Genomic DNA, 21,532 nt, shown 5'->3' with positions numbered 1-21,532 from the left:
TGGGAGGTATGGTGGGCACAAGTGCAAGAGAGTGGAATTAAGCCATTGAAAGAGTTCGCACGAAAACTGAGGCCTTATCTTCACGGCATTATTGCATCGGCAAGTTACCCCTTAAACACCTGCACACTAGAAGGGATAAACAACAAGATAAAGCTAATCAAGCGAATGGGGTATGGGTATCGAGATACAGATTACTTCTTCTTGAAGATAAAAGCGGCTTTCCCCGGAAAGCCGCGATGAACCTTTTTTATGTCTGTCGTTTATCAATCGCTTGATCTGTCGTTTTAAAAGCTGCCTTCAAACGACCCCGTTGAAAGTGCATCAAGTATAAGCAATGCGATATTCGTTCTCTCGATACATCTGAGTGTTATTACGGCCACTCTCTTTAGCTTGGTAAAGTGCTTTGTCGGCCTTTTCGATCGTGCCTTCTATCTGAAACAACACCTGAGCATAACAACACCCTGCACTCACTGTGACTGGTGACACCAAACCTTGTATTTGTTCGACTCTGTGTCTTAACGCTTCTGACAATTCGAACAGCTGACGCTCATCACAGTCAAACGTCACCAGAATAAACTCTTCTCCACCATAACGAGCAATCAAGCGATGGTTACTTGTAAACTGCTTCAAGGTTTTTGCGACGGCACAAATCACCCTATCACCCTGCGCATGTCCGTGTAGGTCGTTCACTGATTTAAAATGGTCAATATCCAATAGAATGACGCCAACACCTTGCAATGGATAAGGCGAGTTATCCGATATCCTCAACTTAATCTGCTCAAGGAAACTGCGTCTCCTGTGCAATCCAGTAAGATAATCACGGCTCGCCACATCTAAAACCTTTAGGTGACGGTGCCGCAGGTAAAGGACCAGAACCACAATAATACTCAGCAGGCTAAACACCAACGTCATCAAACTTGCCAGCAACAAGCTGTGATTTTTGTTGAGCTCTTGTTCTAACACACCCGCTGAAATAACCCAGTTCAGATATGGGTAAAACTTATAGAAGATGTTTTTGCTTGTCGTGCCATCTTCCGTGGAGATTGAGTAGCTAAAGTGGCCTTCTGGTTCAGCCACAACCTTATAGAGCAACAACTCTGAAGAGTCTTCAATCAAGGCTTTTAAATGCTGGTGTTCAAAATGGGGTTGAAGAACTAACTCACCCTGTAAATCAACGATATACACATAACCACTATCGCCATAGGAGTACTTTCTCAACTTGTCTTTAAGCGCTTCAAGATCAACCAGATACATCAGTTCATCTTTATAAGTGGTCGCCACTAATGTGTTACCACTCGGTAGCCTCACTGAATATGCAACCTTCGCACGTTTACCGACTTCATGTGGATTGGCGTGAGAATACTGGGTCATTCCTGATTTTAGACTCAATTGCTGTTGGATATGGGTTAGGTGTGCACGATTTTGCCCTTCTAGGAACGGGTGGTAAAGGTGAACACCTTGAGGCGACATTAGATAGATATAGCCTGACTCTCCAATCACCAACTCATTGGCAATTCGGATGACCTCATCGACTTCTTGTTCTGGATTGACACGCACAGTATGAGAAGTGACGGTATCAGTCACACCTTTGAGATATGTTCTTATCGCTTCGTTGACTGTGGTATCTACGATGTCATAGCTCGCGTTCACAATGGTACGAAAGAAGAACTGATTGGATTCTAATAGTGATTCTTTCGTTCGGTTGAACTGAACAGCAGACAGGATCAAAGAAACTACGGCCAGTACAATTGAAAAACTAAGAATGTAATTACGCCTGACTTTCAAAATGACCCCGTAGCTTTTTAATTTTAGGGAACGCTATTGTTTTTGTGATAAACAGACTGTTTTATATCATAGTTGTGTTTTTTACTGAACGAGTGTCGATATTTTGAGAGATTTCTATACGCAATCTGTGACTTATAGCAAAAACGCCGAACTGAATTCAGTTCGGCGTTTTGATTTTACGTTTGAGTTGTATGTTTAAATCACACTAAGATACTGATAAATAGACTCAAAACCATTCGTATTTGTTATCTTTCATCATTGCCTTTCGCCTTGTTTAAACTCAGTACACGGTGTTTGAATGCGTTCTTACACTCACTTATCCAACAGTCGTGTACTGCACTATTAACGTATTGGTTTAACCCATTTCGTCTTTATTAAGAACAAACCTGAGTCCAGCTACCGTCGCTACCCGGTTCAGAGCTTGTCCACCAGTTAGCTTGGTAAATACTGCCGTTGTGAACGACTTGGTCACCTGTGTTTGCATGGCTTGGATTACCTGCCCAATCTTTCTGAGGTAGATCCGGGTAAACCGTTAAACCTGCAGTGTCACACGTACCAGGGTTTGTGCCACCATCGCCAGGGTTACCACCACCAGAACTGATATCACCTAATGGTAGATCGGGTTGCTCAAAGCTAAAGGCATAATCGACGCCATTCACGCTCACTTCATAGTTTGCAGGGCCTGAAATTGGCAAGTAATACACCATGTCTAGTTCATACACACCACCAGCAGGAAGATCTTCCCATGCAGGCAACGTGAACGCTACGCGGTGCATAGTACCGTCTAATCCGCCGATGTTATCTGCACGAGTATGACCTGAAGCAATCACAGACAAACCACCGCCTGATTGATCTTTCGCGTTATCAGGAGCTGACACTGGGATATCGAATTGGAACTCAGTTCCGCCCGGAAGTGCTTGCCCTGTGTTGTTCGTGAACGTGATCTTAGGGTTGATTGGGTAGTTTTGGTCACCGACTTTGAAGCCACCAACCGATACCGAGATATCTAAGGCTTCTGTTGGGATAGCACCCGTCGCGACTTTGTTTCCATATGGGGTTGCAGACTTAAACTTATCGTAGATAGCTTTCGTCATTGTGTTACCCATATGGAACTCACCGTTACCGCTGTTACATGCTTGCTCAGTGGTATCGATTGAAGTTCGGTTGCCGCTCGCATCGAGTACATAACAGTTATAATCCCCTGCGAGTTCCCAGAACATGATGCCACCGATTTCTTTATCGATAACGTAGTCCGATTTCACATCGATAGACTGCTTATCTTCTGTAGAAAGGAATACGCCCTTCTCTGCATTCCACAGCCAAGGTGCAACCGCGACACTATCGTAGTTACGCGTGTAAGTGCCCGTTAGAACATCCGTTGGATCGTTGACAGGATCAAGCTTGTAAGCATCCGCATAAGAACCCCAAATACCTTTCTCTAGGTTCTTCGCGTGCCACATTGGGTTGGAACCCGCGCCCATTTCGTTGCCTTTCGGATCGGTGTCATGCCACATGTTGTCGATACCAATTGCGCCATGGCCACAGTTGTTCTTCTCGCCTTCGCCTGTACCAGCAGCACATTCAGATTGATTTGGTAGCGCAGCTCGACCCCAAAGACCATTCTCGCCACCCGTTACACCTTGCCAACCACGCGTATAATAAGGCACACCGATGTTAATACGACCTGCTGGCATAGAGCCGCGGAAGTAATGGTAAGCCCAATCCGTGTTCAGGTAACCGATACCACCGTAAGCCGCAGTGCCGTAAACGTTCCACTGTGCTAACTCTGAATCTTTGCCTGTATCAAACAAGGCAGCGTTGTGACCAACATGATCGTTCCACGCACCGTGAAGGTCGTAAGACATGATGTTTACGTAATCGAGATACTTGGTGACATCGAATGTTTCCATACCGCGCAATAGGTAACCAGAAGAAGGAGCCGCGATAGTTAACATGTAATGATTGCCATCTTCCGCAGACGCCACATCAAGCTTCTCACGCAGCACTTTCATCAATACTTGGTACGAAGCCCATAGGTACTGACGACGTGGTTCCATGAAGTCTTTGTCGTATGGGTTACCAGCACCCGCCATTGAGGTTGGGTATTCGTAGTCAATATCTAGGCCGTCGAACTGGTATTTACGAAGCATTTCAACCGCTGAAGTCGCGAATGTTTCGATACCTTGATGGTTAATAGAACCGTCAGCATTAGTCGTCATGGTGTAGAAACCACCATCAGCAACTCGACTGCCGTCAGTCGCGAAGTGACCGCCTGTTTCAGCCCAACCACCGATTGAGATTAACGTTTTAACACCGTGTTTTTTCTTCGCGGTTGCGAGTGCACCAAAGTGACCTTTAAAACCTAATGCAGGATCAACTTCCACGCCCGGCCACTCTTTACCGACAGCTGCGTTTTCAGGATCGTTTACATCACCCACATTTACTTTGCCGTCTGAACCAATGCTCACGAACGCGTAGTTAATGTGTGTAAGTTGTTCCCAAGGGATGTCATTTACTAAGTAAGCGGCTTGTGGATCATCCCCTGCACGCCAACTGGTGAAGTAACCAATCACACGGCGAGGGTGATCCGCACCCATTTTCTCACGGCCTTCATCATCGTAAATCGTACAGTAAGGGACATCGACACCTTGCGTTTGATACAAGCCATCAGGGCGACATGTGCTCACCGTTGGCGCGCCATTCACCGTCAAAGAAGCCTGTGTAGAGTCCGCCGTTGCGCCTTGGTTGTCTGTCGCTTTAGCGTAAACCGCTAAAGAGCCTGCTTGAGTGGTTGTGTAATCTAGCGTGTATGGGCTTGTCGCTGCTGTACCCACAAGAGCACCCGCTACGTAGAAATCAACCTTATCAACCGTGCCATCGCTGTCTGCTGCCGTTGCTGTCAGTGTAACTACACCACCAACATCAACAGATGTCGCTGAAAGTGCTACTGAAACTGTCGGTGCTTCATTACCTGGTTGTGCTGAATCAACAGAAACAGAAACCGCGCTTGCAACACTTTCTGCGCCTTCATTATCCGTTGCAACAACTGAAACTTGATGGTTACCAGACGTTGCAGCCCAAGCCGCCTCAAATGGTGCCGCTGTCACTACTGCAACCGACGAACCATCAACAAAAAATTCTACCGAAGCGACACTGCCATCAGAGTCCAGTGCTGTTGCGCTAAGTACCACATTATCGCCTTCAACAATCACATCGGATGCGGTTGGCGCTGTTAACGAGGCGGTTGGCGCTTCATTTGGTGTACCGCCGCCTCCATTACCGCTGCACACATCCAGTTTTTTCCACTGTGCGTAATCACCTTCAAATTGGCTCGGATTGTTGTTTTGATTCCAGTAATTCGCTGAGTACGCGCTGCCGTCATGTGAAACCTGATCACCACCGGTGTAAACCGTGGCAGAGTCCCACGTTTCTAACGTTGAACAATCAACAGCCGCATAACTGTTGAACGCCATTAAGCATGACGCGGTGAGAGTACTGAGTGTAAAAACCTTCTTGGCCGCTCTTCCTTGGTTTAGGTGCATGTTAGCTATCCCTTAAGTTGTTGTTTCAAGATGTTTAATCTAAATGGCATTTTCCTCACCACTTAAATCTCTTCGCAAAACAACTGTAGGTAACAGCGCCAATTAAACACCTAAAATATTCGGTATTTATAAAATGACTCGCATTAATTTGTTTATAGCATGCAATGAGTCGACACTTATTTTGCACCAACAACTAATATTAATTTATTTCGGAAAGCTAAAAAATAATGTCTCAAAAATCGGAAATGTGATTCAGGTTTGAGAAAAAATTCGCATTAAAACTAACCAAAAAGTAGAGATTTATAGATGATTTGGTTTTCTTTTGGGAATTCGCCCACTTTTTGATAACAAATGTGTTAGTATCGGCGGCTTTTTTGACGAAACTCACATTTCTATGCAAGTGTGGGAGAAATACATAGGCTTGAAAGAGCCAAATATAGCGAAGAAATAATGTCCAACTTGACGCAAGTCGCCAACGAAAACATCAACGCAGAATCTACTTCTATCAATTTCAACAAAGCTCAATCTTTGGGTGAAAAACTGGAACTCGGAAACCCAGTATTTTGGCTTAGTGGTAGTTTTTTAACCCTCTTTGTCATCCTCGCTTTCACCAACACCTCCGTGTTGTCCGAACTTGTTAACATCGGCTTTAGTTACTCAACTAAGTGGTTCGGTGCTTTCTGGCAAGTCCTACTACTACTCAACTTTATTATCGGCTTAGTGCTTGCACTAGGGCGCACAGGCCACGTTCGTTTAGGAACGCTTTCCCTCCCTGAAATGACCACCTTTAAATGGATGTCTATCGTCCTATGTACGCTGCTAGCCGGCGGTGGTGTGTTCTGGGCAGCCGCAGAGCCTATTGCTCACTTTGTTTCAGCTCCGCCACTGTATGGCAACGCAGATCCTCAAGCGATGGCGTTCAATGCTCTATCACAATCTTTCATGCACTGGGGTTTCCTTGCATGGGCAATCTTAGGTGGTTTGTCTTCCATCGTGTTAATGCACCTGCATTACGACAAAGGTCTTCCTCTTAAGCCACGCACGCTGCTTTACCCAGTACTTGGCGACAAAGCAATCAATAGCTGGATTGGTAACGTAGTCGACGCATGCAGCATCGTGGCTGTAGCCGCAGGTACTATCGGCCCTATCGGCTTCCTTGGCCTACAAATCAGCTACGCGCTAAGCGAACTGTTTGGCATTTCAGACAGCTTTGCGACTCAAAGTGTTGTTATCGTATTTGCTATCGCAATGTACACGCTGTCTGCACTAAGTGGCGTGAATAAAGGTATCCAACTGGTCAGCCGTTACAACATCATCTTGTCTGTGTGTCTAATCGGCTACATCCTTCTAGTTGGCCCAACGAGCTTCATCGTTGATGGCTACCTGCAAGGGATGGGCGAAATGGTCGATAACTTCATCCCAATGGCGCTATACCGCCAAGATACAGCATGGCTAGGTGGCTGGACTGTGTTCTTCTGGGGTTGGTTCTTAGGTTATGGTCCGATGATGGCTATCTTCATTGCTCGCATTTCACGCGGCCGTACTATTCGCCAAATGATCGTTTCTATCAGCATCGTTGCACCGCTTGTAACGTGTTTCTGGTTCAGCATCGTTGGTGGTAGTGGTCTAGCGTTTGAATTAGAGAACCCAGGTGTGATTTCTAGTGCGTTCGAAGGCTTTAACCTTCCGGCGGTTCTTCTAGCAATTACTGCGCAATTGCCGTTCCCTACTCTGATTGCAATTCTGTTCCTTATCCTGACGACCACGTTCATCGTGACAACAGGTGACTCAATGACTTACACAATCAGTGTGGTAATGACGGGCACAACAGAGCCGAATGCAGCAGTACGTACCTTCTGGGGTATCATCATGGGTGCGGTAGCTATTGCACTTATCTCGATGGGCTCTGGCGGTATTTCTGCCCTACAGTCGTTCATTGTGATCACAGCCGTTCCTGTATCCTTCATCTTGCTACCGTGTTTATGGCATGCACCGAAGATCGCGAAGCAGATGGCAAGAGATCAAGGCATCGCTTAATACCTAACCCGATTTAGTTTCGGGTATCGTATAGAACGAAAAGCCACTCAAGTGATTCACCTGAGTGGCTTTGTTTTATCTGTTCGTTACTTGAATTGACGAAGCTTATTTCTACCGATAGTTCGGCTTATTGAAACTTTTCACCCGCAGCAACCATAAACGACATCTCAACCAATAGCTCTGGGTTTGCCAGTTCGGCTTTTACACATGCACGGCTTGGTGCGCTGCCTTCAGGGAACCACGAATCCCACACTTCATTCAGTGCATCGAAGTTAGCGAAATCTGTTAGGTAAATAGTCACCGACAATACGCGAGATTTATCGCTGTCGACTAAACTCATCATTTCTTCAGCTTGATCAAAAATTTGCTGAACCTGACTCTTAATTCCCGCCGATGTATCCGTCTCTGGTACTTCAACAAAGCTTGCGATGCCATTAAATACAGTGACATCAGACCAACGTTTGGTCGGGTTAATTCTATGGATTTTCACGAGCGAGTCTCTTCTTATGATTAGGGTTTACGTCAGCGTAATCTAATCCAAATTCCTAATATTGAAAACAAAAATTAAACGGAGCTCTTCCTGCTTTAAAGCGTCCCTTTGCAACCAGCTACTTTTCGAGCCGATTCATGAAATCTTGAACCAGCGCTTACTAAAAAAGATTAAGTATTATTCTCACAGCGAAATTAATTTTGTACTCGTGCGGTCATATTCAGGGATTTTATTAAATAGAGTACTTTTATGCATGTTCAAACCTATGATTTAAAACAGAGTAATGTGGGATATAACCTTGGAGTGGTTGGCGTAGCACTAGTGCTCGCTTGGATTGGTATTTACAAGTTTACACCAACCGAAGCGATGCTCATTGAACCGTTAATCGCAAATCATCCTGCAATGAACTGGCTTTACAAGCTGTTCTCAGTACAAGCTGTGTCTAACATGGTAGGTGGTGCGGAGATCATTGTCGCAATTGGACTGATCGTTGGATTTAAGAAGCCGACAGTTGCCTTCTATTCAGGTATTGCTGCAGCGGCTATCTTTGTTGTGACACTCAGCTTCCTAATTACAACGCCGAATGCTTGGAAAGTATCGGATGGCATCTTAGTCACTAGCTTCTTCCTAGTGAAAGACATCCTGTTTTTAGCGATCGCGATTAGCGTAATCGAACGTAACAAACCTCAGAAGTAACCGTAAATCTATAAGTGGCCGTAACTAAAAGTAACCTTAAACCTTGAAATAAAAAGACTCGAAGCTGGCTAGAAGGACGCTGCCAGCTTCTAATGTGTTTGGACCAATAACCATCTAATTAGATAACGCTTTACGGTAATAATGAGCATCTTGATCCTTCCCTTTGAACACAGCGTAACTTTCAACTCGCTCAACTAACTCAAAGCCTGTATTGGATAAGATTTTATTTGAGCCGACATTACCCACTAACGCATAGGCATCAACATATTTAAGGGAAGAGTTCTCAGCCAAGTAGATAAGTAACTTCCTCACCGCCTTGGACGCAATACCTTTAGAGCCAAATGCGTGACCCACTCGATAACCTAGTTCTCCACTTTCAGCGTTCTGGTCGATATCACGAACGTTGATTCGCCCACAAATAGTGCCATTAGCGTCTTTGATCAACATAGGAATCATCTCGCCATTATCATACTCTGTTAGAAAGGTCGTGACTTGTTCGGCAACACCCGTATTGGAATAGAAACGGTCTTCCCGAGCTGGGACAAACTGCTCAAACCACTCTCTATTTTCGACTTCAAACTCTAATAAAGCACTGACATCGCTTGAGTGAAGTAAGTGTAAAAATACATCCATGATTAATCCCCATATAACGCCTACCTAAAACACCAAGACTTGCCATACTTCCTCTCGACATTAGCGTCACAATTCAACCTAAGCGATTGTGCCATATGCATTAAAGTGCATCAAATAGAGATGTTGAGAGTTGGCAATGGATCAAAGATCCTGCATAAATTAAAACAAGCCAACTAACACGACTGACAACAGTACCCCACCTATAAAGCTAGGGGTATGAAATGGTAGAACTTTAGATTTAACGTACTCTATCTGAAGCTCTTCTTGATAAGTTTTGACGGCAAGTTCTTTTACGTAGTTGTTTTGCATAATAAGCTCCTTTTCAATGGTTAAGAGAAGCTTAAGACTTGAAGTTAGGTTGAGGTAAAGCAAAAATTCAGATTAATTGAACACTTTAATATTGTTATTCGAGGATTACTCTGAATACATCGTTATTCACGCCACCAACATCCACTAATTCTCCCTGCTTCATTAGAAGCGAGGTATTCAGTTGTCGTGTTGAACGCGGCTCTTTCGTTTCTCGAATCACGAGCATATCGACGAAGTAACCAGAGTCTTGCTTTCGTATTGTCCCTGAAAAAGTCACGCTTTCAACCCTATCAGCGAGCACTGAACTAAATGTTTGATCTTCTAAAACACCCGCAGAGATCGACGTATCGCCATAAAACAACGTGATACTTGTTGGCTCGGGTGCTAGCTCTTGATTAGATGAACAACCCATCAAGGTTAGGCATAGCATTAAAATAACTCGAAATTGCATAAACTGTTTTCTTACATTAAGCGTCTGTTTTTCATATTAAAACACTTCGCATCAATAAACGCTATAAGTTGGCAGAAGCTTGTTTAGAGTGATTTGTGTAGTGAAGCTTAACGAAGGGGTTACGCCTTGAGATAGGCTAGCTAATCATAGAATCGGCTCTGTCTCCTTGTTCAGAAGTTAGAGCCGACCTTGGATCGCTATATTCGAATTGGGTTCAGTGAATTAAGCAACGACGTCTTGTGGAGGTGTGCCTTCGCAGTTAGAAACGACGGCATCAATTTGAATTAGAGCATTCATAGGAATCTCTGAAACCCCTACCACCGTTCTTGCCGGTAACTCAGCATTAAAGAACGTAGTGTAGATTTCGTTGACCGCATCAATATCTGAAACATCTTTAAGATGAATATTAATTTTCACCGTATCGTCCATGCTGTGGTCAACACTTTCAATGATCGCCTTAATATTTTGTAGGCACTGTTCAGCTTGCTCTTTTATGCCACCAGCAACCACTTCATTGGTTTTCGGATCTACAGGTAGTTGACCAGAAATATGATTGTAGTGAGAGAAAGCAACGGTGTGCGAATAAGGCATAAATGGTGCAGCCACCGTATTTCTCGCTTCGATAACCAGTAAGCGAGTGTCTTCTGGCAGTTGTGGAGGTGTGCCATCACCATGTGAAACAGACGTATCGATTTGAACTAAAGCGCCCATTGGTAGTTCAGCGGCATTAACAATCGTTCGCGCTGGTACATAACTTGGGAAGAACTTAGCGCAAACTTCATTTACCTTTTCTGCATCTTCAATATTTTTAAGGTAAATCGTGGTTTTAACCACATCATTCATAACATGACCGATACTCTCTAGAATCGTTTTAATGTTTGCTAAACATTGTGTCGTTTGTTCTGTGATACCACCTGAAACCAACTCACCTGTATTTACATCGATTGGCAATTGAGCCGAAAGGTTGTTGTAGTGAGAAAAAGCCGCTGTCTGAGTAGAGACAACGCTTTGAGGCGCGTTATCTGTATTTCTTGATACCTTAACTAGCGCGCAAGGTGCTTGTGGTTTCGTACCTTCACCGTTTGAAATAAGCGCATCCATTTGAACTAAAGCGTCACTGTTTGGAAGCGCAGCTACGCCCACAACAGTGCGTGTAGGTAGACTGTTTTGGAAGAAGCTTTTGTAAACTTCATCGATAGCATCGATATCAGAAATATTCTTAACGAAAACATTAATCTTCACAACATCATCCATAACATGGTCGATGCTTTCAACAATCGCCTTTATATTATTTAAGCATTGTGCTGCTTGGTCTTTAATATCACCAATCACAACTTCACCTGTTTTAGGGTCGACAGGTAATTGAGCTGAAAAGTTATTATAATGAGAAAAAGCGACCGTTTGTGTAGATACAGAATTTGTTGGTGCGTTTTCAGTATTTCTTGAAAATTTAATGATATCGCTACTCATCGGTGTGATCCTTTTAATAGAATAAGAATACGTATTTATATTGAACAGTCGTATTGGAATGAATAATTAAAGTAGCGCCATGTTAAGTGAATTATTTTAGGGTAAACGTGATACCCGTCAGACTCTACGTTGACTATAAATCAGCAAGTTACAGAATAATTAGTCATAAAACGACTAAATATCCGTCACATTTGGCTTTATCAACTGCTAAATTCTCTTTAGTTTTTAAACTATTCAATAATCCTGAATACTCTCTCAAGTAGTGTGATAAGTAATTTACGAAATTTAGATGCAGTTTGATAGGTTGTTCACAATAAAACAGCCTTATTATCAGAACCATCGAACTATCAATAAAATACCCTGCATAAACTCTTAAGCTATTTAAATAATTATTTTAAAGAGGCTATTTCATACAAGTAAGTTAATAATATGTTCGATAAGCAACAACCAATAATCTGACAAAGCCCATGGTTAGATACATTTACTCATATAATTAAACAAGCGAGATATTTAGGATAACTGCGTGAGAAAGGTGGTTGTGATCCTAAGAAGTGCTGTTTTCTGGAATTAAGATGGCGTCAAAAATGAATGAGCGACGCCATTATGCTTATCTTGTTCTGACTTTCTTTCCAAAGAAAATTTCTATGTTGTTTACTGCCTCAGTAATCTGGATACTAAACGGATCATCTTCAGATCTGTAATAAACATCCTCATTGTTTTTTGCAACTCTCTCAGGTGAATTATCAACAGTAGCACCTGGACCAGCATACGCACCTTTCAGCCAAAAATGTAACCATATATCGGCATTAATTTTACCTACACAATTTTGAATACCTTCAAAGGCAACGTAAGCTTCATTAGACCAAATTACTTTGCTTTCTAATCTAACAGCTTGCAGCTCAGACCATACATCTGAAACAACACTTAACCTTTCACTGTATATCCTCTGTTCTTCTTGGAGTTGATTTCCTGCTTCTACTTCTTCTTTTTTAAGATGTAACATAGGATGCCTTACGGCCTGAATTGCTTGCTGTAATTGGTAGGTTTTTAAGATTGCGCTCTTTGCAACTTCATATTCACTTGTTCCACGAAGCTGCCTTTTCCAAGTAAAAAGCCCTAGTACAGCGATGCTCAACGCTCCAAAGGTACCGATTATTGATACCAAATCCTTCGTCAACGTCCAATTCACATCGCTAATTGAAAAACAAATATCCAAAATCTCTCCGATAATTAGACAAAAACTTAGTATTTAAACGCAGAGGCTCCTCTGCCGAGCCTGTAAAACACTGATAGTATTCTGTTCGGTCACTAGATAACAATGATTTAGCTTAGGTTTTTCTTTGATACACAACAGAGTAAATAGGTCCTCTACACAATAAAAAGTACCGCACGTTTCGGAACATAGATATTGAGTAAAGGCTAAACAGCTCTTGGTGTGGTATTGAAATGACGCTTAAATTCTCGGCTGAATTGAGATGGGCTGGAATAGCCAACTCGGCGTGCGGCATCGTTAATTCGTAGGCCTTCTAACTGGATCAACTCTTTGGCTTTGTTGAGTCTGACCTTCTTCAAGTATTGAAGTGGTGATTCAAAGGTGACGTTACGGAAAGCATTATGGAAAGCAGACACACTCATGTTTGCTTCATCGGCCAACGATTGAACGGTAATGGTTTGGTCATACTCTTCATGCACTTTAGACAGTGCTTTGGCAACACGTGCGTAATGGCCGTCGTGATGGGCAAGATCGAATAACACACGCCCTTCTGAACCTGTGAGCGCGCGATAAACAATTTCGCTAACAAGCGCATCGCCCAATATGTTGGCTTCGATATCGCAATGCAGGGTTTTGATCAGTCGAGTAAAGCTGTCTAGCATCTGCTCTTCCATGGGTGTCGACTCTAAACCACTCGAGTTCTGCTTATGTTTATTGCAGTAACTTTCGAGAAAGCCTTGGTCTTCCAGCTTTTTCACCAAGCTGTGTAAACGCTGAGAATCAATGTTAATAGACAAACCAAGCAAGGGTTCCTCATCGACAGGTAAGGCTTCGCACTCTAATGGCATTGGCACACCAACGACAAGGTAATCGCCCGCGGCGTAAGTAACAGGCCTTTCACCGATATAGATGTTTTTTTTACCCTGCCCGAGCATGATGATGCCAGACTGATAGGTAAAAGGTTGGCGCTGGTTGCCACCACTGCTTCGGTAAAACCAGACACCCTCGATCTCAGTTTCCCTGATCCCTTCGAGATCATCCCAACCTTTGTATTCAACGTAAGACTGCATTAACTGAGCGAGTGTATTCATAACTGGTGATATTCCATTCAAGGTGCGGAGTGTATTTGTACAAAAGCCCAAAAAGAATAACAAGTTTGTAGAAATAGGCAATTAATTTAGAGGAACTGGCCTTCACCACCCTAAATTCCTGTACTAATATGCAAATATAGAAATTGAGCAATAAATCAGAATAAAAATCTAGCTTTACACAAGGAACCTACAATGCAATTTACTTATGTTAACCCTACAGTAATCCACTTCGGCCAAGGCCAAATCAACGCTATCAGTCAAGCGGTTGATACTTCAAAGAAAGTACTTGTCATCTACGGTGGCGGTTCAATCAAAAGCAATGGTGTTTACGACCAAGTAGTCGCTTCTCTTAAAGATCACGCTTGGATTGAGTTCGCGGGTGTTGAAGCAAACCCTACGAAAGAGACGCTAGACAAAGCCGTCGCTCTTGTTAAAGAAGAAAACGTAGAATTCATTATCGCTGTTGGCGGTGGTTCGGTAATCGATGGTTCTAAGTATGTGGCTGCAGCGGCTAAATACGACGGTGACGGTTGGGACATCCTAGCGGGCAAGCACCAAGTAACAGAAGCAACACCAATCGGTGCAGTGTTAACGCTTCCTGCTACAGGTTCTGAATCTAACATGGGTGCGGTAATCACTCGTAAAGCGACTCAAGAGAAGCTGGCTTTCCTTAACCCTGCCGTACAGCCTAAGTTTGCGGTAATGGACCCAGATGTAATGAAGTCTTTACCAGAGCGCCAATTGGTGAATGGTTTGGTTGATGCTTGGGTACACGTGTGTGAGCAATACATCACAATGCCAACAGACGCGATGGTTCAGGACGGTTACGCAGAAACGCTGCTGAAAAACCTACTTGTGCTAGGTAAGCAATACGACGAGCGTGACAACGACGCATGGCGTGCAAACCTAATGTGGACAGCAAACCAAGCGCTTAACGGCCTGATTGGTACGGGTGTTCCTCAAGATTGGGCAACACACATGATTGGCCACGAGTTCACAGCACTATGGCACGTAGACCACGCACGTTCACTTGCGATTGTTCAACCTTCACTACTTCGTAACCAAATCGAAGCGAAGCGTGGCAAGCTAGAGCAAATGGGTCGTAATGTATTTGGCCTAGAAGCGGGTGCTGATTTAGCAGAGCGCACTATCGATGCAATCGAAGCGTTCTACCACAGCCTAGACGTAGCAACTATGTTCGACGGCTACGAAGCAACTAAAGCAGCAGCAATCGATAACGTTGTTGCTCAACTTGAATCACACGGTTACCTGCAACTTGGTGAGAACCAAGCAATCACGCCAGAGAAAACACGTGAGATTCTAGAGTCTGCGATTCACTAAGCTCGTTAAAGCTTAAAGAAAGCCGGACAAAGTAGAATTACAAAGACAATTTGAACGAGTGAAGAGCCGTAAACAAGATTTATGGCATCACACTGAACCAAATACTTTGGCCCTACGTATATCAAAAGCAGCGTCCATTTCGGGCGCTGCTTTTTATTTGCCCTACAAGATGCTATTAAATTCTCATAAGTACCTAATTTTATGTGCAATCATATTTCTATATTGTTAAGGTAAACCTGTCTCTTTACTAGGTATGAACAACGATTTGAACAATCTCAAGGAAATGGTTAAGTTTAAGTCACTTAACAAGTGGTATGGTGATTTTCATGCCCTAAAGGATATCGATTTAAATATTGAACAGGGAGAGATAGTGGTGATTTGCGGACCGTCTGGTTCAGGTAAATCAACCTTGATCCGCTGTATCAATCAGCTAGAACCCTTCGAAAGTGGCGAGCTTTCCGTGCTAGAACAAGCGCTTCCATGCAAGTTCCACACGCCAGGTCAAGTTGGAATGGTGTTCCAGCACTTCCATTTATTCCCCCATCTTACTGTGCTTGAAAACCTGACTCTGTCCCCAATTCGTACGCTTAAGAAAAGCAAAGAAGAAGCAGAGAAAACGGCGATGCATTATCTCGAATGTGTGCACATTGCCGAGCAAGCGAATAAGTACCCAGCTCAACTTTCTGGTGGCCAACAACAACGTGTTGCGATTGCTCGATCTCTTTGTATGAAGCCTGAACTGCTGTTGTTTGATGAACCAACATCTGCTCTTGATCCGGAAATGATCAACGAGGTGCTTGATGTGATGGTTGAGCTAGCAAGTGAAGGGATTACCATGGTGTGTGTGACACACGAAATGGGCTTTGCGAAACGTGTTGCTGACCGTGTCATATTTATGGACGAAGGACGAATCGTGGAATCCAATACACCACAATGCCTGTTCGAGAATCCTCAACACGAGCGTACTCAAGCGTTCCTAAATCAGATTCTAACTTACTGATGCTGCTTAAAATAGTGAAACCCGCCCTGTCTGCATTGGTACAGATTGTTGTGCTCGCGGCAGCTGTTATCTGGATCCTCGATTCTGGCGCACAAGCCATGGGATACAGCTGGCAGTGGGAACGCGTGCCCGACTACATTGCCTTTTATGAAGATGGCGAATGGTGGCCTGCAGAATTGATGGAAGGGCTACTCGTGACCATCAATATCTCTCTGATTTCTTTGGTCGCTACGTTGGCTATTGGTTTAACCACAGCCCTGCTACGCAACTCACATTCTGTGGTTGGGCGAACCCTCGCCACCAGCTATGTAGAGTTGATTCGTAATACGCCGTTATTAGTACAAATCTATTTGCTCTATTTTGTGTTTGGCCCCGTACTAGGGCTGGATCGCTTTAGCACGGCTGTTTTAGCATTGGCACTTTTCCAAGGGGCATACACTGCCGAGATATTCCGAGCCGGTTTAAATGGCATTGCTAAAGGACAATTTGAAGCCGCTCAATCTTTGGGCTTATCAAAGACCTACACTTATTGGGATGTGATTCTTCCTCAGGTGATTCAACGCACGTTGCCACCTTTGACGAATGAGGTTATCTCCCTTATCAAAAACTCTTCGATTGTGAGTGTCATGGCAATTTTCGACCTGACAACCGAAGCCAGAAACATAGTTTCTGAAACCGCGATGCCATTTGAGATCTGGTTCTCTGTGGCGATCATTTATCTCGCACTTACACTTTCACTTTCTGCCGTTGCAGCTTGGCTTGAGCATAAGCTCGGAGCTAACTGGCGAACACAATAAGGATTTATCAGCATGAAGCTATTTAAAACCGCAATTACAGCTCTACTTGCGCTTGCCGTAAGTTTGCCTGCACTTGCCTCTGAAACGCCTAATCTAGATAAAATCAACGAACGTGGCTCTCTGCGTGTTGGTATGTCGACTTTTGTACCTTGGGCAATGCGTAACAAACAAGGCGACCTTGTTGGCTTTGAAATCGATGTGGCAAAACGCCTCGCAGAAGATTCAGGCTGGAAAGTTGAATTCGTACCGACGGCATGGGATGGCATTATTCCTTCTCTACTATCGAATAAGTTTGATGTAATCATCGGTGGTTTGTCGATCACTGAAGCACGCTCTAAGAGTGTGTTGTTTACTGAACCTTACTCTCACTCAGGTGTTCAACTAGCAGCAAACAAAGAATTGGCTGAAGGTTTTACTCAAATCTCTGATTTCGATTCTCGCCGTGTGAAAATTGCAGCACGTCGCGGAGCATTCACGGTTCAAGTGGCTCGTGAAACTTTCCCGAAAGCTAAAGTACTTCAGTTCGATGACGATGCTCAAGCGTTCCAAGAAGTGCTAAACGGCAATGCTCACGCGGTTATCGCCTCTAGCCCGAAACCAGAGCACGAAGCGATCAAAAACGCAGACACACTATTCATTCCATTTGAAGAGCGTCTGTCAAAAGGTAACGAAGCATTTGCTGTACGCCTAGGTGAAACAGACAAAACTGAGTTCTTCAACGAGTGGATCAAAGCACGTACTGAAGACGGTTGGTTGAAAGAACGTTACGAGTACTGGTTCTCTACTCTAGATTGGCAAGACCAGATTGCTCAAGGTCAGTAATTAAAAGCTAGTTATTCGCTAAATAACCAATCAAGGCAGTACCTTGCTGGTACTGCCTTTTAAGAAACACCCGAGATAGCTATAAACTCATAGCCACCTCTCACAACACATTAATTATCATCGTTTAAACAGGAATGACGTGAGTAGTACTAGCGCATTATCAACGCCCAAGCCCAACCTTCACACGAAGCCTTGGTATCAACGCCTCAATCTATTAGATGGCGTGTTGTTTGCCATCATTTGTGCATTCGCAGGTTGGCTTTATTATCGCTCTGCTGTCGGTATTAACTATCAGTGGCGATGGGAAGACGCGTTCACGTTAATCTTTATTCCACCTTCTCAAGGCAGTATTCCTTATTTCTTCCAAGGCTTGGTCGCAACATTGCGTTTGAGCTTATGGAGCATGGTGTTAGCGCTCTCTTTCGGCACACTGTTAGGGGTAGCAAGACACTCTAAGATCGCTTTATTCAAAACGCCGGCGCTGCTTTTCATCCAGTTGGTTCGAAACATTCCACCATTGGTGTTTGTGTTTATCTTTTACTTCTTTGTCTCTAACCAGTTGATCCCCTTGCTTGGTTTAGAAACCCTTTTACGTGAACACAATGGTGAAATTAACGCTGTTCAAGATTTCCTATTCGGGCCTGCAAACCTTTGGGAAAACTTAGCGTCTGGCGTTATCTGTATTGGCCTGCTCTCTTCGGCTTATATCGCCGAGGTTATTCGAGCTGGCTTAGAAAGCATTCCTAAAGGCCAATGGGAAGCGGCCGACTCTCTCGGCTTATCTGCCTTCTCTAAGTATCGATATGTGGTTGGCCCACAGGTATTAACCGCAATCACGCCACCTTTAGCGGGTCAGGCAATTTCGCTAGTAAAAGACACCTCAATTGTGTCACTGATTTCGATTCAAGAGATGACGTTTGTAGGCACCGAAATGGCGAACTCTTCCGGTTTGATCTTCGAGATCTGGTTGATTGTAGGCGCGGTTTACTTCGCACTATGTTTCACTCTTTCACGTATTTTCAAAGTCATCGAACAACGTTCGAGTGTTTACCTTAACCGTTAAAATTATTGTTTATTTTCACGTGAATTCGAGCGGCAGTTCGATGGCCAACATCAACACCTAATTGATAATATTCATCCACTTAACCTGATTGGTTTAACTCATTGACCAATCAGGATTAATTCCGTTAAAACTCTCTATCGAAACACAGCAACCCCCTCATTTAAACACTATACTTGAAGTATCAAATTCCATTGGATCTTCTCAAGGACTTCACCCAGCATGGACAATCATAAAGAAAGAGCTTTTTACGCCGTCGTTGGCGCATTGGTTGGAGACGCCGCTTCCATGGGGCTGCATTGGTTGTATGACCAAGAGAGGATCTTACAGGTTGCTGGGGGTGAGCCAGAGTTTCGCTCACCTAATCAATTCGATTATCAAGACAAAGGTTACTTTGCCCATGAAGGAAAAAACGCTGGCGACCAATCACAATATGGCGCTCAGTTATTGGCGATGGTCGATAGCCTAGTCGACAATCAACACTACGACGAAGCGAGTTACATTAAGCACTTACGTTTCTGGTTTGATTTCGGTGGCAGTTGGCAAGGTTACATTGATAAAGCGACTCGTATGAGCTTGCTGAACATACATCAACTAGAGCTAGCAGATGCTCCAATCACAGTCTGTGGCGCTGATGACACCCAATTACCTGCAGTTTCAAAACTGATTCCTTTGGTGGCATGTACCTACACCTCTCACACCTTACCGGCTATGGTAGAGAGTGCTGTTCGAGTCACCAACAACAATGATAAAGCAGTAGAGTGGGCACAAGCCATCACCCTACTGATTCAAGCTGCTATTCAAGGCAACTCTCCACTTCAATCGGTAGAGATGGTGCGACAAACCTGCAGCAAGTTTATACACGATCAAATCGATGAAGCACTGGCTGAGCCCGAACTTTCAATAACAGATGCCGCGAAAAAGTTCGGACTGCATTGTGAATTGAGTGCCGCGTTCCCGCTGCTGATTCGCATCATTGCTGGTGCTCAGAGTTTTAAACAAGGTATCCGTGACAACATCTTATGTGGTGGTGATAGCTGCGGGCGTGCGATTGTAATTGGCGCGGTATTAGCGGCGTGTTTCTACGAAGAAGATGGCGCGATTCCAACAGAATGGCTAAACCAAGTCGAACTCAATGGTGGTGTCTTGTCTTTACCTATTGAGTGATAATTACAACACAACGGCACATTGTGCCGTTGAGGTTATAACTTACGCTTGGAATTACTGACGCCACATATATACAAACTGGTCGTTTTGCGAGGTGATTTCAAAACCAAATCTTAAGTAGAGCTCTCCAACTCGATTACCTTGCAGATAACACAACTCAACTGGCTTATTGAGCTTGTCTGCGTGAGCTAAGCAATCGGTGAAGATTTGGCTACCCATGCCCTTACCGTGATATTCGGACAGCAGAAAGAATCGGAAAAAGTAGAAGTGTTCACCTTTGCCTTGCAGCAATACACTGCTAATCGCTTTGCCCTGATATTCAACGATTTCAGGCTTTTCTTCTTCCCACTCTTCGGCGTGTATATCTCGTTGAACTTGCTCATCCCAGCCAAAAACAGCCTTGATTGGCTCAAATTCAGCCGCCTTTTTTAGTTCGAACAGAAATTCATAATCTGATGACTGAGCAGGTCTTGTCGAATACTTGAAAATACCTCCAACAATAATTGATGGACTATAACCAAAGAAACCACCATCAATGGTGGCTTCTATTTAATAAAATCTCGCTAACGGAAAGCAAGCGAACACAAGCAAACGCCATGCCTTAGTGTTCATTTTGAGTCTAGCTGATAGCGCAACACCTCTTGCTGATCTTGCTCTGAATAAAAGGTATTTAAGAACTGGCCGCCGCACCTCTCAATCACTTTTTGCGAAGCAACATTGTCGCAGTCACACGTAATAATAGCGCTTTCTATAAGTATATGACGCTGAACCCAAGACAGCATATGACTGGCGATACCTCGCCCTCTTGCTTGTGGCAAAGTCTCGTAGCCTATATGGCCGATAACGTCATGAATGTATTCACTGGTACCGTGACGAACTCTAATCACACCAAGAATCTGCTCAGACTCAATACAAAAGTAAGTAGAAGCTGGCGTCCACCCTTCAGGCAAACACTCACCTTTTGAATAAGCGATTCGCCTTTTTAAATAGGTATCACTATCAGAAATACCTGTGTAAATATCTAACCCATCCTCAGAGCAAGCATTCACATAGTGATGAAAGGCACTTGAGTGCGAAATATCAGCTTTGACCATCTCCATATCCAATAAACTCCTTGTGCATACAGAGCTGCTACTCTGAAGAAACCCGAATTACTGTTTCTTAACGTACTTAGCTGTCACAAGCATTTCGCCGCCACCATCAAGCTTGCAATCTAGCTGGTGATCTTTGCCTTCATTGATGCGTCGAATCACCGCTTTAGTACCGATTTTCAGTACGCTAGAGCTGCCTTTCACTTTTAAATCTTTAATGAAGGTGACTTTATCACCGGTATCTAACACTGCACCGTTAACGTCCTTTACACGCGCAGCTTCTCTTTCTAAACGCTCTTCTTCTGGGTTCCATTCATAGGCACACTCAGGGCAGATTAGGTTGTTTTGGTCTGGGTAGACATATTCAGATTGGCATTGCGGACAAGGAGGTAAAGACATACGTTAATACTTCATTTAAATAGAATTTGCGTCCATTTTAATGACTCTTGCTAGGCTTAGCGAGTACAAATCTACCAGATTGTCTGAAGATAAACTTAAAGTAGGAAAAGAACGGCTCTAAAACGAACAAACACAGCC

21 protein-coding genes are annotated in these 21,532 nt (G+C 43.8%); 9 read left to right on the top strand and 12 right to left on the bottom strand.

Translation table 11 applies throughout. The features are described from left to right. Nucleotides 1–240, top strand: a 240-nt coding sequence (locus L1D22_RS21220) for a transposase (RefSeq protein ID WP_239830202.1), incomplete at its 5' end; no start/stop codon positions are given. An 81-nt stretch (nucleotides 241–321) separates the two neighbouring features. Here L1D22_RS21220 and L1D22_RS21215 read toward each other — a convergent pair. Together L1D22_RS21215 and L1D22_RS21210 are read right to left on the bottom strand one after the other, a co-directional pair. Then, nucleotides 322–1,785 (bottom strand): sensor domain-containing diguanylate cyclase, encoded by a 1,464-nt coding sequence (locus L1D22_RS21215; protein WP_239831137.1) that lies wholly within the window; start codon nucleotides 1,783–1,785, stop codon nucleotides 322–324. Nucleotides 1,786–2,159: 374 nt separating this feature from the next. Further along, nucleotides 2,160–5,327, bottom strand: coding sequence for a glycosyl hydrolase family 18 protein (locus tag L1D22_RS21210; RefSeq protein ID WP_239831136.1), 3,168 nt, complete (start codon nucleotides 5,325–5,327; stop codon nucleotides 2,160–2,162). 450 nt (nucleotides 5,328–5,777) lie between these two features. Here L1D22_RS21210 and L1D22_RS21205 point away from each other — a divergent pair, with 450 nt between their 5' ends. Continuing rightward, the gene (locus tag L1D22_RS21205) at nucleotides 5,778–7,364 is read left to right on the top strand and encodes a BCCT family transporter (RefSeq protein ID WP_239831135.1); all 1,587 of its coding nucleotides are present in this window, start codon (nucleotides 5,778–5,780) and stop codon (nucleotides 7,362–7,364) included. 127 nt (nucleotides 7,365–7,491) lie between these two features. Here L1D22_RS21205 and L1D22_RS21200 read toward each other — a convergent pair whose 3' ends face one another. Next, the gene (locus tag L1D22_RS21200) at nucleotides 7,492–7,854 is read right to left on the bottom strand and encodes a RidA family protein (protein ID WP_017632780.1); all 363 of its coding nucleotides are present in this window, start codon (nucleotides 7,852–7,854) and stop codon (nucleotides 7,492–7,494) included. A 249-nt stretch (nucleotides 7,855–8,103) separates the two neighbouring features. Here L1D22_RS21200 and L1D22_RS21195 point away from each other — a divergent pair, with 249 nt between their 5' ends. Continuing rightward, nucleotides 8,104–8,550, top strand: coding sequence for a DUF417 family protein (locus L1D22_RS21195; protein ID WP_239831134.1), 447 nt, complete (start codon nucleotides 8,104–8,106; stop codon nucleotides 8,548–8,550). A gap of 114 nt (nucleotides 8,551–8,664) precedes the next feature. On the opposite strand, the gene L1D22_RS21190 is transcribed toward L1D22_RS21195, so the two are convergent. The 6 genes from L1D22_RS21190 to L1D22_RS21165 form a co-directional block, all read right to left on the bottom strand. Then, a complete protein-coding gene (locus L1D22_RS21190) occupies nucleotides 8,665–9,183 on the bottom strand; it encodes a GNAT family N-acetyltransferase (RefSeq protein ID WP_239831133.1) in 519 nt (172 codons plus the stop codon). A 159-nt stretch (nucleotides 9,184–9,342) separates the two neighbouring features. After that, entirely contained in the window at nucleotides 9,343–9,492 is a 150-nt protein-coding gene (locus tag L1D22_RS21185) for a hypothetical protein (protein ID WP_239831132.1), read from the bottom strand. 94 nt (nucleotides 9,493–9,586) lie between these two features. Continuing rightward, the gene (locus L1D22_RS21180) at nucleotides 9,587–9,943 is read right to left on the bottom strand and encodes a hypothetical protein (protein WP_239831131.1); all 357 of its coding nucleotides are present in this window, start codon (nucleotides 9,941–9,943) and stop codon (nucleotides 9,587–9,589) included. 222 nt (nucleotides 9,944–10,165) lie between these two features. Then, a complete protein-coding gene (locus tag L1D22_RS21175; RefSeq protein WP_239831130.1) occupies nucleotides 10,166–11,413 on the bottom strand; it encodes a RidA family protein in 1,248 nt (415 codons plus the stop codon). A gap of 607 nt (nucleotides 11,414–12,020) precedes the next feature. Next, nucleotides 12,021–12,629, bottom strand: a complete 609-nt coding sequence (locus L1D22_RS21170) for a hypothetical protein (protein WP_239831129.1) — start codon at nucleotides 12,627–12,629, stop codon at nucleotides 12,021–12,023. Nucleotides 12,630–12,832: 203 nt separating this feature from the next. Then, the gene (locus tag L1D22_RS21165) at nucleotides 12,833–13,717 is read right to left on the bottom strand and encodes an AraC family transcriptional regulator (RefSeq protein ID WP_239831128.1); all 885 of its coding nucleotides are present in this window, start codon (nucleotides 13,715–13,717) and stop codon (nucleotides 12,833–12,835) included. Nucleotides 13,718–13,909: 192 nt separating this feature from the next. Between L1D22_RS21165 and L1D22_RS21160 the strand changes: the two genes are divergently transcribed. The 6 genes from L1D22_RS21160 (at nucleotide 13,910) to L1D22_RS21135 (ending at nucleotide 19,904) form a co-directional block, all read left to right on the top strand. Next, the gene (locus tag L1D22_RS21160) at nucleotides 13,910–15,058 is read left to right on the top strand and encodes an iron-containing alcohol dehydrogenase (protein ID WP_239831127.1); all 1,149 of its coding nucleotides are present in this window, start codon (nucleotides 13,910–13,912) and stop codon (nucleotides 15,056–15,058) included. A 253-nt stretch (nucleotides 15,059–15,311) separates the two neighbouring features. Beyond that, complete coding sequence (locus L1D22_RS21155; protein WP_275665164.1) at nucleotides 15,312–16,058, top strand: amino acid ABC transporter ATP-binding protein; 747 nt, start codon at nucleotides 15,312–15,314, stop codon at nucleotides 16,056–16,058. Next, nucleotides 16,058–16,855 carry an amino acid ABC transporter permease gene (locus L1D22_RS21150; protein ID WP_239831141.1) on the top strand — a complete coding sequence of 266 codons (798 nt, stop codon included), beginning with the start codon at nucleotides 16,058–16,060 and terminating at the stop codon, nucleotides 16,853–16,855. The genes L1D22_RS21155 and L1D22_RS21150 overlap by 1 nt, the downstream gene beginning before the upstream one ends. A 12-nt stretch (nucleotides 16,856–16,867) precedes the next feature. Beyond that, a complete protein-coding gene (locus tag L1D22_RS21145) occupies nucleotides 16,868–17,677 on the top strand; it encodes a transporter substrate-binding domain-containing protein (RefSeq protein WP_176679545.1) in 810 nt (269 codons plus the stop codon). 139 nt (nucleotides 17,678–17,816) lie between these two features. Next, nucleotides 17,817–18,740: an amino acid ABC transporter permease gene (locus L1D22_RS21140; RefSeq protein WP_239831126.1), complete on the top strand. Its 924-nt coding sequence runs from the start codon at nucleotides 17,817–17,819 to the stop codon at nucleotides 18,738–18,740. Nucleotides 18,741–18,959: 219 nt separating this feature from the next. Then, nucleotides 18,960–19,904: an ADP-ribosylglycohydrolase family protein gene (locus L1D22_RS21135; RefSeq protein ID WP_239831125.1), complete on the top strand. Its 945-nt coding sequence runs from the start codon at nucleotides 18,960–18,962 to the stop codon at nucleotides 19,902–19,904. 54 nt (nucleotides 19,905–19,958) lie between these two features. Here the strand turns inward: L1D22_RS21135 and L1D22_RS21130 are convergent, their stop codons facing one another. The 3 genes from L1D22_RS21130 to L1D22_RS21120 form a co-directional block, all read right to left on the bottom strand. Continuing rightward, on the bottom strand, nucleotides 19,959–20,393 hold the full coding sequence (locus tag L1D22_RS21130) for a GNAT family N-acetyltransferase (RefSeq protein WP_239831140.1): 435 nt from the start codon (nucleotides 20,391–20,393) through the stop codon (nucleotides 19,959–19,961). Nucleotides 20,394–20,512: 119 nt separating this feature from the next. Next, a complete protein-coding gene (locus tag L1D22_RS21125) occupies nucleotides 20,513–21,004 on the bottom strand; it encodes a GNAT family N-acetyltransferase (RefSeq protein ID WP_239831124.1) in 492 nt (163 codons plus the stop codon). A 51-nt stretch (nucleotides 21,005–21,055) separates the two neighbouring features. Next, nucleotides 21,056–21,394, bottom strand: coding sequence for a zinc ribbon domain-containing protein YjdM (locus tag L1D22_RS21120; protein WP_132745611.1), 339 nt, complete (start codon nucleotides 21,392–21,394; stop codon nucleotides 21,056–21,058). Between the last annotated feature and the right edge of the window lie 138 nt (nucleotides 21,395–21,532).

Origin of the sequence: Vibrio sp. Isolate34, assembly GCF_022397915.1 — a bacterium.
GTDB lineage: Bacteria > Pseudomonadota > Gammaproteobacteria > Enterobacterales > Vibrionaceae > Vibrio.
This window is presented reverse-complemented; position numbering and strand designations above follow the sequence as displayed.

Excerpts from the sequence above, each read along its gene's own strand:
- L1D22_RS21175 (WP_239831130.1), bottom strand. The coding sequence starts at position 11,413 with ATGAGTAGCGATATCATTAAATTTTCAAGAAATACTGAAAACGCACCA.
- L1D22_RS21205 (WP_239831135.1), top strand. The coding sequence starts at position 5,778 with ATGTCCAACTTGACGCAAGTCGCCAACGAAAACATCAACGCAGAATCT.
- L1D22_RS21135 (WP_239831125.1), top strand. The coding sequence starts at position 18,960 with ATGGACAATCATAAAGAAAGAGCTTTTTACGCCGTCGTTGGCGCATTG.
- L1D22_RS21195 (WP_239831134.1), top strand. The coding sequence starts at position 8,104 with ATGCATGTTCAAACCTATGATTTAAAACAGAGTAATGTGGGATATAAC.
- L1D22_RS21120 (WP_132745611.1), bottom strand. The coding sequence starts at position 21,394 with ATGTCTTTACCTCCTTGTCCGCAATGCCAATCTGAATATGTCTACCCA.
- L1D22_RS21150 (WP_239831141.1), top strand. The coding sequence starts at position 16,058 with ATGCTGCTTAAAATAGTGAAACCCGCCCTGTCTGCATTGGTACAGATT.
- L1D22_RS21190 (WP_239831133.1), bottom strand. The coding sequence starts at position 9,183 with ATGGATGTATTTTTACACTTACTTCACTCAAGCGATGTCAGTGCTTTA.
- L1D22_RS21210 (WP_239831136.1), bottom strand. The coding sequence starts at position 5,327 with ATGCACCTAAACCAAGGAAGAGCGGCCAAGAAGGTTTTTACACTCAGT.
- L1D22_RS21165 (WP_239831128.1), bottom strand. The coding sequence starts at position 13,717 with ATGAATACACTCGCTCAGTTAATGCAGTCTTACGTTGAATACAAAGGT.
- L1D22_RS21155 (WP_275665164.1), top strand. The coding sequence starts at position 15,312 with ATGAACAACGATTTGAACAATCTCAAGGAAATGGTTAAGTTTAAGTCA.
- L1D22_RS21180 (WP_239831131.1), bottom strand. The coding sequence starts at position 9,943 with ATGCAATTTCGAGTTATTTTAATGCTATGCCTAACCTTGATGGGTTGT.
- L1D22_RS21145 (WP_176679545.1), top strand. The coding sequence starts at position 16,868 with ATGAAGCTATTTAAAACCGCAATTACAGCTCTACTTGCGCTTGCCGTA.
- L1D22_RS21160 (WP_239831127.1), top strand. The coding sequence starts at position 13,910 with ATGCAATTTACTTATGTTAACCCTACAGTAATCCACTTCGGCCAAGGC.
- L1D22_RS21125 (WP_239831124.1), bottom strand. The coding sequence starts at position 21,004 with ATGGAGATGGTCAAAGCTGATATTTCGCACTCAAGTGCCTTTCATCAC.
- L1D22_RS21185 (WP_239831132.1), bottom strand. The coding sequence starts at position 9,492 with ATGCAAAACAACTACGTAAAAGAACTTGCCGTCAAAACTTATCAAGAA.